The sequence below is a fragment of the Herbaspirillum sp. Sphag64 genome (genome assembly GCF_014192645.1).
Taxonomy (GTDB): domain Bacteria; phylum Pseudomonadota; class Gammaproteobacteria; order Burkholderiales; family Burkholderiaceae_D; genus Herbaspirillum.
On record NZ_JACHYE010000001.1, the window covers coordinates 797843 to 812332 of the forward strand.

A 14490-nucleotide genomic window follows, 5' to 3' on the forward strand; every position below is an offset into this window, starting at 1 on the left:
TTTATTTTCGAAAGTATATTGTTCGAATTCGAACATTCATATTGGTTTATATTAATCAAAACGAACATTTCGATAGTTTTTAACTTAATCAGAAATAGCTAATTCCTATCTCTATAAGGAAAGCTGATCACAACCAGAATCAACGAAATATGAGGATGCCGCTGCCGCGGCGCACAACTACACGGCGCCGACGCACAGGGATAGGAAAGTAAGGATGAGAATAGAAACTACCTGCAGCTATCGCAGGGGATCGCCAAGAAAATAAGAATGCGCGAAAACGCGCTCAGCGACGTTCGTCGTTTGGCGCAACAAAAACATCAATCTTGGCTTCATCGAAGATCGTGCGCATTTCTTCCGGTACCGGACGATCCGTGAACAAGGCATTGATCCTGGAGATATCACCGAGACGCACCAGCGCAGGTCGCCAGAACTTGGAATGATCAGCCACCAGAAACACGCTACGTGAATGTTCAATGATTGCTTCCGACACTCTGACTTCACGATAGTCGAAGTCACGTAGCGTGCCATCAGCCTCGATACTGGAAATACCGATAATGCCGAAATCGACCTTGAAACGGCGAATGAAGTCGATGGTGTCCTCGCCGGTAATACCGAGATCCCGTGCACGCACGACTCCACCGGTAATAATCACTTCGCAGCCAGGGTAGCCACTCATGATCGCGGCCACATTGAGATTATTGGTAATGACGCGCAGATTGCGACGGCGACTCAGCGCTCTGGCAACTTCTTCATTGGTAGTACCAAGATTGATGAAGAGTGTGGCCTGATCCGGAATATGCTCCACCACCATCGCAGCGATACGTCGCTTTTCTTCTGAATACATTCCCTGCCGCGCGCCATAGGCAATATTTTCTGCGCTCGACGGCAAACCAACACCACCGTGATAGCGCTGTAACATATTCATTTCTGCTAGCAGATTAATGTCCCGGCGTATCGTTTGCTGTGTGATCTGAAAGCGTGTCGCCAGATGTTCGACGGTGACAAATCCATCGCGTTGCACATAGCTCAGCAATTCCTGTTGGCGGGCATTTAGCTTGTTCGGGGTTGTCTCTGACATGAAACCTGTCCAGTTTTTTAGCGTCTTTTTTGAAGACCGTTCCCGGGGATACGGGGCGTCTGGTCTTGTGCCACATTCCTGGATGGCGGATGCGATCAGGACATTTGTGCGCCTTGAATTTTACGACGAAAAATGCCTCTGTAACGCGCTACGAGGAATCACAAACTCGACTGTAATAACCAGCCGTGCCCGGGAACAATCGAGAAATAGTCAGTACCAAAAGAAAAAGGGTTACAAGCAATGCTTGTAACCCTTTGATTTTCTTGGTCGGGACGGAGTGATTCGAACACTCGACCCCTTGCACCCCATGCAAGTACGCTACCAGGCTGCGCTACGCCCCGACGAGCCAAGAATTATAGCAGAGTCGATTTCATTTTGTCTGCGCCAATTACAGCCGACAAAGAAACTCTCCACCAATAAAGCCAGCGCTTATTTGTGCAGAATATCTTCCAGCCGATTACCGAATCCGAAGCTGCTGATCACGATCAAGCCCAGCAATCCCAACGCGCTACCGAGCCACATTGTCGCCGGAACACCAACCGTATCAGCAACCAAACCACCCACACTCGAACCGACAGCAATCGCCACCTGCACAATGCTGACGAACATGGCCGAGCCTGCTTCCGGCAAATCCGGCGAAGACCATTGCAGCCAGATACTCAGGCACAAGGGAATCGCGCCAAAGGCAATGCCCCACGCCACCACCATTACCGACACGCCAAAGAAAGATGCATGCAGCAAGGGCAAAGACAACAACGCCACCATCAACAACGCAACAATCGCAAGCAGGCACTTGTGCAAATGTCGCGTCACCAGCGATGAAAAGACAGCATTGGAGACAAAACCTACAAACCCGAAGCCGAGCAACAGCGCTGTAATTGCCGACAGACTGAAATCACTCAAGTGCAGAAATGGCGCAATGTAGGTGTATGCCGAAAAGTGCGCACCAAAGACCAGCGCCACCATCAACAAGCTCTTGCGCGGATTACTGCGACTTACCAATGTCCGCAGGTCTTGCCAGCGGATCGCAGCGCTCGAGGGCAGCGAAGGCAACAATACCGCCTGCGCAATTAACGCCACCGCAGCCAGCAAGGCAGTTGCCATGAACGAGGTGCGCCATGACCACAAACCGCTAATGAACGTCCCAAGTGGCACGCCGATGACCGTCGCAAAAGTGACACCACTCAGAATGATCGCCGTCGCTCTGGCTGCATCTTCCTGCCGCACCAGCCTGCCAGCTGTCGCCAGCGCTAACGTCCAGAACCCACCCAGCGCAGCCCCCAGCAATGCGCGGCCCAACAACATGAGGAAGAATGACGGCGCCAGCGCGGACACCAGATTTGATGCCAGCAGCAGCACCGACAGCGCCAGCAGAATCAAACGTCGATTGATACGCCCAGCCCCCAGCATCAGGCCTGGCGCCGCGATTGCAGCAACCACGCCGGGCGTGGTCACCATCAATCCGGCAGTACCATCAGACACCCCCAGCTCCTGAGCAATCTGCGGCAGCAATCCAACCGGCAGGAATTCCGTCGTCACAAATGCAAACGCGCCAAGCGCCACCGATGCTACCGATAGCCACGGACGCCAACCATCGGCGACCTGCGCGGCGTCGCCGAGCTCGATACCGGCACTGGCGTGATCGAGCACAATATTTTTTTCCATTTACTTACTCCATGAAAACCAGCGGCCAGCGCTTCCCCCTGCGCATCAGCCGCCTGATGTGAAATCGCCCTGCCGCCAGCGAGGACGGACATTGAACGAAGCAGTAACTGTCATATTTTACACGACAGTTAAAAACAAAAATAAGGACCCGTCGAGGTCCTCGATATCACTAGCAAACCACGATCGCGCTAATCAGGAATCCGATTCACAAGCTCAGACAGTTTACGTGTCTTCAGGATTTTCAGCAGCGCCGCCTCAACCTCTGACAGTACTGGCTGCAAGGCAGCATCCATGCTACAACTGACACGACAGGCAACGTCTTTGGGTCGGGTATTAGGTTTGAGTACCGGCCCTTGCTCGACCGCCAGATAGACATCTGACAAACAAATCTGACTGGCTGGCCGCGCCAGTTGTGCCCCGCCACCACGCCCTTCCTTGGTCACAACAAGATGTGCCTTGGACAGCTGGCACAACAGTTCACGCACAAATACCGCATTGGTATTGACGCTCGCCGCAATCGCAGAGGACGGGAAAAATAGCTCGCCATCACGCGTTGCGTGCTCAATGCTGACAAGAATATGTGCCGCGACGGCAAACCGGCTTGATTTCATACTGTATATATATTTTATACAGACAGCCAAGTCAACCTGGCAGCAAGAAAAGTAAAAGCCCCGCACAAGTGCGAGGCTTTAGAATTTTTGGCTCCCCGACCTGGACTCGAACCAGGGACCTGCGGATTAACAGTCCGTCGCTCTACCGACTGAGCTATCAGGGAACAGATGAGGGCGCGATTATGAACTATTTTTTCTGTTGTCGCTAGCTCTTCTACAACAGAAATGGATAAATCTTTTCACGCTGCCATGCTTGCACTCATTGCATGGCACTTCACAACAATTGCTCGTTTCCGCAATGCAGAAACAAAACAAACAAACCAGACTGCACTACCTACGGAATTGAAAAAGCCTCGCATTTCTGCGAGGCTTTTATATTTCTTGGCTCCCCGACCTGGACTCGAACCAGGGACCTGCGGATTAACAGTCCGTCGCTCTACCGACTGAGCTATCAGGGAACAGCTGAGAACAAGATTATGACCGGCTTTTTACTTCCTGTCAAAACCTTTTTACTGTTCTCACTTCTCTTTTTCAAGACTGTCCAGACACTGACAGTTACAGCACCTTGGCAATTGCATCGACCACAGCGTCGATGTTCTTGGTGTTCAGTGCGGCCACGCAAATACGACCGGTGTCCACGGCATAGATCGAGAACTCGTTACGCAGACGTTCGCACTGCGCCTTGGTCAGACCGGAATAGGAGAACATGCCGCGTTGCTTGATCACAAAGTCAAAGTCGTGCGCAGGTGCCTTTTCCTTAAGCTTGGCAACCAGCAGTTGACGCATTTCGCGGATACGTACACGCATCTCAGCCAGTTCCTTTTCCCACAGGGCGCGCAACTCTGGGGTTGCCAGCGCAGTCGCCACGACCTGACCACCATGGATTGGCGGGTTGGAATAGTTAGTACGCACCACGCGCTTGAGTTGTGACAGCACACGAGCAGCTTCTTCGCTGGAAGCGGCAACAATGCTCAGTGCGCCAACGCGCTCGCCGTACAGCGAGAACGACTTCGAGAACGAGTTGGAAACAAACAGCGGGCCACCAGCCTGCGCAAAACGCAGCACGACCTTGCCATCTTCTTCGATGCCATCACCAAAGCCTTGATAAGCCATGTCCAGGAACGGGATCAGGCCACGCGATGTCACCACGCTGATGATTTCAGTCCATTGGTCGTCAGTCAGATCAGCACCGGTTGGGTTGTGGCAGCATGCGTGCAGCAGCACGACCGAGCCTGCTGGCATGGTCTTGAGCGCATCCAGCATGCCGGCGAAGTTCACGCCACGGGTTGCTGCATCGTAGTAAGGGTAGTTGTTGACTGTGAAACCGGCCATTTCAAACAGCGCGCGGTGATTTTCCCAGCTTGGATCGCTGATCCAGACCTGAGTCGATGCTGGCGAGAAATGTTTCAGGAAGTCTGCACCCAGCTTCAATGCACCGGTGCCGCCCAGGGCCTGCACAGTGATGGCACGCTTTTCAGCGATGACCGGGCTACCGGCACCAAACACCAGCTCTTGCACGGCCTTGTCGTAAGTTGCCAGACCGTCAATCGGCAAATAGGTACGCGGCGCCAGCTTGGCTGCCAGCTCGGCTTCCGCCTTGCGCACGCACTCCAGCAGCGGCACCTTGCCGTTGTCGTCGTAGTACACACCGACACCCAGGTTGGTTTTGCCTGGATTCTTGTCAGCATTGAATGCTTCGGTGATCCCGAGGATAGGGTCGCGTGGCGCCATTTCGATGGCGGTGAAGAGGGAGGCAGAGAGAGGAGCGTTCATCGTGATAACATAAAAAGTTAGCTGCAACCGTGGATTGCAGTCGGGATGGATGCAGGGCAACAACGCTCGCCGAGCACCGCTTTGCAACACACAATTTTACCAAAGGTCGAATGAGTATGGCTGATTTATCCCCCCTGGCGTCGGCGCCCGCTCTGGATGAAAGCAAATTTCTGAGTTTCCCGGATTCGCCCTACAAACTTTATCAGCCCTTCCCGCCCGCTGGCGACCAGCCTGCTGCCATCGAGAAACTGGTGGAAGGTGTCAATGACGGCCTGTTTTTCCAGACCTTGCTGGGTGTTACTGGCTCCGGGAAAACCTACACCATGGCCAATACAATCGCACGTCTGGGTCGCCCGGCCATTGTATTTGCCCCCAACAAGACGCTGGCGGCCCAGCTCTACAGTGAGTTCCGCGAATTCTTCCCGCACAATGCCGTGGAATATTTCGTCAGTTACTACGATTATTACCAGCCGGAAGCCTATGTGCCGCAACGCGATCTGTTCATCGAGAAGGATTCCTCGATCAATGAACACATCGAGCAAATGCGCCTGTCCTGCACCAAGTCGCTGATGGAGCGCCGCGATGTTGTGATCGTCGCAACCGTCTCGGCGATCTACGGTATCGGTAACCCCAGCGAATACCACCAGATGATTCTGACCTTGCGCGCCCGGGACAAAGTCTCCCAGCGCGACGTCATCGCCCGTCTGATCCAGATGCAATATTCGCGCAACGAGGTTGACTTCGGACGCGGTACCTTCCGTGTGCGTGGCGACACGATTGATGTGTTTCCGGCTGAACATGCAGAGCTGGCGGTGCGCATCGAAATGTTTGACGATGAAATTGACAGCCTGCAATTGTTCGACCCGCTGACCGGTCGCGTGCGTCAAAAAATTCCGCGCTTCACCGTCTATCCCGGTTCTCATTATGTGACGCCACGCGCCACCGTACTGCGGGCGATTGAAACCATCAAGGATGAACTGCGCGAACGACTGGAATTCTTCCGCAAGGAAAACAAGCTGGTCGAGGAACAACGGTTGGAGCAACGAACCCGCTTCGACATTGAAATGATGACCGAAATCGGCTTTACCAAAGGAATCGAAAACTATTCGCGGCATTTGTCCGGCGCCAAGGCAGGTGATCCGCCTCCGACCCTGATCGATTATTTACCATCGGATGCGTTGATGTTCCTCGATGAGTCGCACGTGCTGGTGGGCCAGTTGAACGGTATGTACAACGGCGACCGCGCACGCAAAACCAATCTGGTCGATTACGGCTTCCGCCTGCCTTCCGCACTGGATAACCGTCCTCTCAAATTCGACGAATTCCAGAGCAAGATGCGGCAGACCATCTTTGTCTCGGCGACGCCGGCTGAATATGAGAACAGTCACGCTGATCAGGTAGTCGAGCAGGTGGTGCGTCCAACCGGTCTGGTGGACCCGATCATTCTGGTACGCCCGGCCTCCACGCAGGTCGATGATCTGATGTCGGAAATCACGGATCGCGTCAAGAAAAACGAACGCGTGCTGGTAACGACACTCACCAAGCGCATGGCTGAACAGCTGACCGAGTTCCTCAGCGATAACGGTATCAAAGTGCGCTATCTGCACAGCGACATCGATACCGTGGAGCGGGTAGAAATCATCCGTGATCTGCGTCTGGGCACCTTCGACGTTCTGGTCGGGATCAACCTTCTGCGTGAAGGTCTGGATATTCCCGAAGTCTCGCTGGTGGCGATTCTGGATGCCGACAAGGAAGGCTTCCTGCGCTCCGAGCGCAGCCTGATCCAGACCATCGGTCGCGCCGCCCGTAACCTTAACGGCATGGCGATCCTGTATGGCGATAAAGTGACCGACTCAATGCACAAGGCGATCGGTGAAACCGAACGCCGCCGCGCCAAACAGGTGGCCTTCAATGAAGCTAACGGCATCACGCCGATGGGCATCAAGAAGGAAATCCGTGAGTTGATTGATGGCGTCTACAGCCCGCAAGAAGCACGCGTGGAATTGATGGTGGCGCAAGAGCAAGCCAACTACGAAGCCATGAGCGAGAAGCAGGTCAGCAAGGAAATCAAGCGTCTCGAAAAACTGATGCAAGACCACGCCAAGAACCTCGAATTTGAAAAGGCTGCCAAGGTACGCGACCAGTTGCATCTGCTCAAACAACAGTTGTTTGGCGCTGCCGGCGACGACGCTGCAGTCGCCTGAAAAACTGCCTGCTAAAAAATGAATATTTGATCAGAACCTATGTCGCAACAAATTCCTAACAACCTCCTGCAACTCTGCCAACGCGCACATCCCTCCTGGCAGGCAATCCTGCAGCAGGGTCTGCAAGCCATTGCCGATCACGACCCTGTTTATCTGGCGACGCTTGCCGAAGATCAGTATCTGCCGACCCAGGGCCGGCTCTTTGCGGCCTTTGAACAACCTGTGGAAGCAGTGCGTTACGTGCTGGTCGGCGAAGGCCCTTATCCGCGTGAAGCCAGCGCTACCGGCGTCTGTTTCATGGATGGGGCAGTCGATTCCTTGTGGTCTGACAAGGGCTTGTCCAAACAGGTCAATCGCGCCACATCATTACGTAATTTCATGAAGATGCTGTTGGTGGCAGCTGATCAACTCGCTGCCGACAACACCAGTGGCGATGCCTTGGCAGGCATTGCTGCACAGGCGCAGGCCAATCCGGCCTCAACTATTCAGACGCTGGCCGAGCTGCAGCGTAATCTGACGACGCAGGGTTTTCTGCTGCTCAATGCCAGTCTGGTATTCCGCCATCATGTGGCACCGGTGAAGGATGCCAAGGCCTGGAAACCATTCCTCGACACCGTACTCAACGGTCTGGCCAATGCTGCACGTGAGCGCCATGCCCGCCTGCCGACATTGGTTTTGTGGGGCAAGATCGCCGAGCAGTTACACGCTTTGCCGGTGGTAGCTCAGTTTCCGCAAGCAGCGGCAGAACATCCCTACAATCTCAGCTTCATCCAGCATCAGGGTATGCAACAGCTATTTGGCCCTATGCAGCTGTTGCGGCAGCAGTAATCCTGTCGCACTTCTATATTTAGTCCAGCTTGAAGGCGGCCACGACATCGGCCAGATGGGCTGCCTGATCTTGCAATGATTGCGCAGCCGCAGCAGCCTGTTCCACCAATGCCGCGTTTTGCTGCGTCGCCTGATCCATCTGGGTAATGGCATGTCCTACTTCGGCGATGCCATTGCTCTGCTCCTGACTCGCCTCGGTAATCTCGGCCACCACCTCTGTAACGCGTTGCACGCTGGCGACGACGTCGGTCATGGTAGCTCCCGCCAGCTCCACCAATTGCCTGCCGGATTGCACTTCCAGCACTGACGCGTCGATCAGACTCTTGATCTCCTTCGCCGCCGTGGCACTGCGCTGCGCCAGACTGCGTACTTCCGACGCCACGACCGCAAAGCCGCGTCCCTGCTCGCCAGCACGCGCAGCTTCCACTGCGGCATTCAAGGCCAGAATGTTGGTCTGAAACGCAATCCCATCAATCACACTGATGATATCGACGATCTTGCCAGCCGACGTATTGATAGCGCCCATCGTATCAATCACCCTGGCGACGACGGCACCGCCATCAGCCGCCACGGACGATGCCGACAACGCCAGTTGGCGCGCCTGCCGTGCGCTCTCGGCATTCTGGCCAACGGTGGAAGTGAGCTGCTCCATGGCCGAAGCCGTCTGCTCCAGCGAACTGGCCTGCTGCTCGGTGCGCCCTGACAGGTCAAGGTTGCCACTGGCAATCTCACCCGATGCGGCTCTGACGGCAGCACTGGCTTGATGAATCTCTTGCAAGGTGTGGGTGATCTTGCCCACAAAGCGATTGAACGCTGCAGAAATCTGCGACAGCTCATCATTGCCTTGTGTATCCAGCCGACGCGTCAGATCACCGTCACCAGAGGCAATGTCTTCCAGCGCATCGCGTACACTGCCGAGGCGCTTGAGCTGAGCGCTGATGGTCACAGTCAGCAGCACCGCAGCGGTCGCAATCGCGAGTATTGCTGCGATCACGGCCGTCATCATCAAGCCCCGAATCGCATGGGTTGCCTCCGCATCATTGAGCGCAACCACCAGGAACCAGTCGGTACCCTGTACCGGTTTCACGTATAGCAAATGTGTCGTGCCGTTGATCTCTACGGCAGTACCGGGTGCCATTGCCAGCAGCTTCCCGGCATCGAGTCCGGGATCAAGGTCCGAGACCGGTTTGAGCGCCAGCTCCTGGCGTGGATGCGTAATGATGCGACCGTTGCGACCAAGCAGAAACGCAAAGCTGCTCGGCGTGGGTGCAATATCTGCTACATTGCGCACCACGTTATCGAGCTGGACATCAGCTGCCAGCACGGCCTGCAAACTGGATTGACTGCCCAGCACTGCTTCGGCAAAGGTGACCACTAGTTTGCCCGTGGTGGAGTCCACATAGGGCGCTGTCAGTACCGGCCCACCTGCCTTGACCGCTGCAACATACCACGGGCGCTTGCTGGGATCGTAGGTCCGGTTCATGTCATGCAGCCCGACCAGACGCTTCTCTGGCAGGCCAATGTAGGCGTCATCAAAGGCACCAGCTTCCTTGGTCGTCGCAATAATGGAAATGGCAACGCTATCGTCCTTCCCGACAGCCTGACGCATGGCGCCGGTAATGATCCGCTTGCTGCGCACCCAGCCCGCAATACTGGCAGCGTTGCTGTTAGTCAGCTGGTTCATTTCAGTATTGAGTGCAGCTAGCGTGTCGCGGCGGACACTGAAAATATTCGCGGCACTCAATGTCAGCATGGCGAACGCAACAATCAGAACGCACAAAACAATGATCCGTGCGCGCAGTGAAGACAACATGATTTCCCTTTTGATATTGATTAACGATAGCTGATGCAGACACTGCAATCACTTGATGGATTGTTTCTTACTTCTGCAATGGAGGATGCGCGTCTGGTTGATAAGCCGTCACCGTCAGTTCAACCCGCATCTGCGGATGCGGCAACTGATGCACCGCAACCGTGGTACGGGTTGGTCCCTGCTCATTGAAGTACTCGCCATAGACGGTGTTATAGAGATCGAAATCGGCCATGTCGACCAGATAGCTGGTCACCGCCACACAATCACTGAGATCAGCACCTTCACTTTGCAGGATTGCCCGGATCTTTTCGATCACCACCCGGGTCTGCTCGCGTACCCCCTCAGGAATACTGCCGTCCGCCAGTCGCGCGCTCATGCCGGAGAGATAGATGCTGTCACCGGCACGCTTGAGATAGGGATATTTACCCAGAGGTTTGGCCTGTTCCATCTCAGGCCACCAATCCCGGCATGCTGAACCCGATCTGTGCCAGTTCCGCCTGCAGTTGGAGACGTTGTTGGCTCGCCAGCGGACTCAATGGCGGACGCACGTTTTCCCAGGTGGCATTGCCACTGACATGCGCCGTAGCATATTTGAGTGCAGCGATCATTGGATACTTCTGGAAGGTCTGCCGGATCGCATCGGCCTGCTGCTGCAATTGCGCACCCTGTGGCTGATCCCACTGCGCGCACAAACGAGCGATGCCGGATGGATTGACGTTGGCGGTCGCCGAGATGCAGCCCGCTGCACCCAATGGGCGTGCACGCGACAGAAAGGATTCGGAAGCCGGGAAAATGGCGAAGCCAGGAAATTCCTTGAGCATCGCCGCGACGTTGTCCCAATCACCGGAACTGTCCTTGATGCCCACCACCGTCTCGGGGAAATCCTTGATCAGGCGCGCAATCAACGACAAGGTGATCGGGACGCCGGTAAATGCGGGAATGTGATACAGGTAGAGCTTAAGTCGGGCCGACGCCACACGCTGGATCACCTCGGCATAATAGCGATACAGGCCGTCATCGGAGACACCCTTGTAGTAAAACGGCGGCAGCATCAGCACACCAGCACAACCGGCCTCGACCGCATGCCGGGTCAGCGCCACGGTATCGTCAATGGCACAGCAACCGGTACCGGGCAACATACGCGCCGGATCGAGGTCAGCCTGCAGCAGTTGATCCAGCAATTGACGACGCTCGGTCACCGTCAATGAATTGGCTTCACTATTGGTACCGAACATCGCCAGGCCAGCACCCTGCCCCAACAGCCAGCGGCTGTGCTGCACGAACAGGGGAACGTCCACACGAAGGTCGGCGTGGAAGGGGGTGATGACAGGCGCGAATACGCCCGATAAGGATAGGCTCATCGTTGATCTCTCTGTGTCATTTTTATAAAAGTGAATCGGTAAGCTGACTGTGATTAGCGATCAGGCGACCTCGATGAAGTCCAGCAGCTGCCGTCCGAAATCGTCATCCGGTGTATCCATGTGCGCCACGATGGAAGTGTGGTTGTGATGTCGCACCTGCACGAAACGCGGTGCACGTCCCCGGGTCGCGCTGACACGCCAGAACAGCTCCGCCGCATAGACATCCAGATAGGGATTTTCATGTTCGGCCACGGCAATCATCAGTGGCACATCAATGTTATGCGCGTAAGTCACCGGCGATAGTCGCTCAAACGCATCGACATCTTCACCCCAGTACGCCTTGACACCACCGGCATTGGGATTGTCGGGATGGATATCGGCGCGCAGGCGGGCACTAATTAATACCAGTTTGGCCACACCATGACCGGCGGCTGGCCGCACCACCGGATCTGCGACATAACTGGCGACATGCGCACCACCAGCCGAGTGACCAATCAGCACAATGTGCTCCGGATCACCACCAAACTCATGTGCATGTTCCCTGGCCCAGATCACCGCCGCAGCAACATCTTGCGAGCCTGCCGGATAGGCCGCCTCCGGTGCCAGGCGATATTCGACATTGATACCAACATAGCCTTGACGGGCAACGTAATAGAGGACATTGCCGTAGATCTGCGCATTTGCGTTCATGTTGCCACGTAAGAAAGCGCCGCCATGCACGAAGATCACAATGGGCCGCCGCTGCTGCACCGAACTCCCCTGCGGCAGATAAAGATCCAGCTTTTGACGTGCATGGGTACCGTAGGCAATATCACGCGTGACCGTGATGCCCTCCTTGCTAGTGGCCTGCAATACAGGTGTGTAGCATTCCAGCACGACCTGTCGATGGGCATTGATATCCTTGGCCCAGATAGGACCGATCTCCTGCAAGCGTGTGCGAGCGGCCTCCGGCAAGCCGGGGAAATACGTCGCCGCCATCAGAACACTCCCATGATTTTGCTGATCTCGGCGATGTATTGACCGTAGCGCGGATTGCCCTTGATGTTCTCCGGCAGACGTGGACGAGGCAGATCGATCTTGATGTCATGCACTACCCGGCCCGGCCGCGCCGACATCACCAGCACCCGGTCCGACAAAAATACCGCTTCCTGAATGCTGTGGGTAATCAGCATGACGGTTTGCATGCGCTCCTGCCAGATCCTCAGCAACTCGACATTGAGCAGATCGCGGGTCAGTGCGTCGAGGGCTCCAAATGGTTCATCCATGAGCAGGATGCCGGGCTCCAGCGCCAGAATCTGACCAATCGAAGCGCGTTGACGCATACCGCCCGAGAGCTGGTGCGGATGATTGTGTTCAAAGCCGGACAGTCCCAGCATCTTGACCAGCTCGCGCACCTTGGCCTCAGTCTGCTGTTGCGGTAACTTGCGCAATTGCGCACCCAGCATCATGTTCTTTTCGACCGTCAGCCACGGCAGCATATTACTGGTCTGGAAGACCACGCCAATCTCTGGCGACGGCCCCTTGACCGGCTTGTTGTTGACCAATACTTCTCCCGCATTGTGCGGCACCAGCCCCGCAACGATGCGTAACAAGGTACTCTTTCCGCAACCACTGGGGCCGAGAATGGAAACAAATTCACGCTCACGAATCGTTAGCGATACGTCTTCCAGCGCGTTCATCGCATGCTTGCCCGGATAGCGCTTGAGCACATTACGTACGCAAATTGCACCGGCCGCTGGTTGGTTGTCCTGCACGCTGTGATCGTTGACCACTGCCTGCAAATTTCGAATCATCATTGTCTGTCCCATCATTACACCGCCTTCCCGCGCCACCACACCAGACGCGATGCCATTTCTACCAGCCAGTACAGCAGCGTGGCCAATACCGTGATCACCAGAATTGCAGCGAACATCAGATCAGTGCGCGCATTGGCAGTCGCCAGCGTGATCAGATGCCCGAGCCCCTCTTCCGCACCAATGAATTCGCCGACAATGGCACCGATGACTGCCAGCGGCATCGATATCTTGATGCCATCGATAAAGCTTGGCAGTGCCGCCGGTACCTGCAGGCGCCAAAAGGTATCCCAGCGCGATGCACCGAGTGCCCGGAAGTGTTCATCCAGATTGGCGGCAATCCCGGACAGACCACCCAGCGTTGCAATCACCACCGGGAAGAACGCGAACAGGAACGTCGCGGCGATCTTGGAACTGAAGCCATAACCAAACCACACGATCATCAGCGGTGCCAGCGCAATCTTGGGCATGCTCTGTAATGTGGCAATAAATGGATACAAGGTGCGCCGCGCAAAATCACTGAAGTGAATCAGCATGCCCAACACCACACCACCCAACACGGCTGCCAGAAAGCCGACCAGCACTTCCGTCAGCGTGACCCAGGCATCACTGACTACCATCTCGCGTGACTCCCACCCTGCCATCACCACCGCGCTCAACGGCGGCAGCAAATAACGCCGCACACCCAGTGCGGCAACACCGTATTCCCACAGCAGCGCAAACGCGCCCCAGAATACAATCGTCTCTATCCAACGTTTCATTTGTCTCCTCCTGCTATTGATTTGATCGGATCGCTTGCCTGGCTTATTTTTTATTGCTCTTGGCGTCGATCACTGCTTGCGGTGGTGGCACCACAAAATGCTTGAAGTGGTATTGATCAAAGGAATCGATGTTGCGCTCCCAGACCTTGGGTTGATAGTTGGATGCCGGCGTGATCTGGGTCATCTCGCAATACAGCTCGACGTTATTGCCATCTGGGTCCTTGAAGACCAGGAACAGGTTTTCACCGGGACCATGCTTGCCGATACCGCGGACGATTTCCACACCTTGCTCCTGCAAAAAAGCAGCCGCTCTGTCCATCTCGGCGCGGTCTTCCACCAGATATGAGAAATGCTCCATGCCGGGACGGTTGTAGCGCGGCAGGTCGTTGATGTCTGGTGAATCCTTGGGAATCTGCGACAACGCCAGATCATGGTGATCAGTATCAGCGCGCAGAAACACCATCTGATCGCTGATCCAGTCGGATACCTGCAAACCCAGAATCTCGGTATAGAACTTGACCGAAGCGTGAATGTCTCGCACTGTCAGTACCAGATGCCCCAAACGTTTGGGACGTATTTTTTCCATTTTCACTTCCTCCTTGA

13 protein-coding genes and 3 tRNA genes are annotated in these 14490 nt (G+C 55.3%); 2 read left to right on the top strand and 14 right to left on the bottom strand.

Features of this window, described 5'->3' with window-relative positions:
* Positions 1-283 precede the first annotated feature (283 nt).
* The 7 genes from FHW66_RS03575 to FHW66_RS03605 form a co-directional block, all read right to left on the bottom strand.
* Complete coding sequence (locus FHW66_RS03575) at positions 284-1078, bottom strand: DeoR/GlpR family DNA-binding transcription regulator (RefSeq protein WP_183378335.1); 795 nt, start codon at positions 1076-1078, stop codon at positions 284-286.
* 264 nt (positions 1079-1342) lie between these two features.
* Positions 1343-1419 (bottom strand) — tRNA-Pro (locus tag FHW66_RS03580).
* Positions 1420-1507: 88 nt separating this feature from the next.
* Complete coding sequence (locus FHW66_RS03585; RefSeq protein WP_183378336.1) at positions 1508-2743, bottom strand: MFS transporter; 1236 nt, start codon at positions 2741-2743, stop codon at positions 1508-1510.
* A 188-nt stretch (positions 2744-2931) separates the two neighbouring features.
* Positions 2932-3354 carry an Rrf2 family transcriptional regulator gene (locus tag FHW66_RS03590; RefSeq protein ID WP_183378337.1) on the bottom strand — a complete coding sequence of 141 codons (423 nt, stop codon included), beginning with the start codon at positions 3352-3354 and terminating at the stop codon, positions 2932-2934.
* A gap of 88 nt (positions 3355-3442) precedes the next feature.
* Positions 3443-3518 (bottom strand) — tRNA-Asn (locus FHW66_RS03595).
* Between the two features lie 218 nt (positions 3519-3736).
* Positions 3737-3812, bottom strand: a tRNA-Asn gene (locus tag FHW66_RS03600).
* A gap of 97 nt (positions 3813-3909) precedes the next feature.
* Positions 3910-5127: an amino acid aminotransferase gene (locus FHW66_RS03605; protein ID WP_183378338.1), complete on the bottom strand. Its 1218-nt coding sequence runs from the start codon at positions 5125-5127 to the stop codon at positions 3910-3912.
* Positions 5128-5243: 116 nt separating this feature from the next.
* Between FHW66_RS03605 and uvrB the strand changes: the two genes are divergently transcribed.
* Entirely contained in the window at positions 5244-7331 is a 2088-nt protein-coding gene (uvrB, locus tag FHW66_RS03610; protein WP_183378339.1) for an excinuclease ABC subunit UvrB, read from the top strand.
* A 39-nt stretch (positions 7332-7370) separates the two neighbouring features.
* Complete coding sequence (locus FHW66_RS03615) at positions 7371-8159, top strand: uracil-DNA glycosylase (protein WP_183378340.1); 789 nt, start codon at positions 7371-7373, stop codon at positions 8157-8159.
* Between the two features lie 19 nt (positions 8160-8178).
* Here FHW66_RS03615 and FHW66_RS03620 read toward each other — a convergent pair whose 3' ends face one another.
* The 7 genes from FHW66_RS03620 to FHW66_RS03650 form a co-directional block, all read right to left on the bottom strand.
* Positions 8179-9972 carry a methyl-accepting chemotaxis protein gene (locus FHW66_RS03620; RefSeq protein WP_183378341.1) on the bottom strand — a complete coding sequence of 598 codons (1794 nt, stop codon included), beginning with the start codon at positions 9970-9972 and terminating at the stop codon, positions 8179-8181.
* A 67-nt stretch (positions 9973-10039) separates the two neighbouring features.
* A complete protein-coding gene (locus FHW66_RS03625; RefSeq protein ID WP_183378342.1) occupies positions 10040-10420 on the bottom strand; it encodes a RidA family protein in 381 nt (126 codons plus the stop codon).
* Position 10421: 1 nt separating this feature from the next.
* Positions 10422-11333: a dihydrodipicolinate synthase family protein gene (locus tag FHW66_RS03630; protein WP_183378343.1), complete on the bottom strand. Its 912-nt coding sequence runs from the start codon at positions 11331-11333 to the stop codon at positions 10422-10424.
* Between the two features lie 60 nt (positions 11334-11393).
* A complete protein-coding gene (locus tag FHW66_RS03635; RefSeq protein WP_183378344.1) occupies positions 11394-12311 on the bottom strand; it encodes an alpha/beta hydrolase in 918 nt (305 codons plus the stop codon).
* Positions 12311-13012, bottom strand: coding sequence for an ABC transporter ATP-binding protein (locus FHW66_RS03640; RefSeq protein WP_370543401.1), 702 nt, complete (start codon positions 13010-13012; stop codon positions 12311-12313). Before FHW66_RS03640 ends, FHW66_RS03635 begins: the two co-directional genes overlap by 1 nt.
* A gap of 131 nt (positions 13013-13143) precedes the next feature.
* The gene (locus FHW66_RS03645) at positions 13144-13887 is read right to left on the bottom strand and encodes an ABC transporter permease (protein WP_183378346.1); all 744 of its coding nucleotides are present in this window, start codon (positions 13885-13887) and stop codon (positions 13144-13146) included.
* 43 nt (positions 13888-13930) lie between these two features.
* Entirely contained in the window at positions 13931-14473 is a 543-nt protein-coding gene (locus tag FHW66_RS03650) for a VOC family protein (RefSeq protein WP_183378347.1), read from the bottom strand.
* Between the last annotated feature and the right edge of the window lie 17 nt (positions 14474-14490).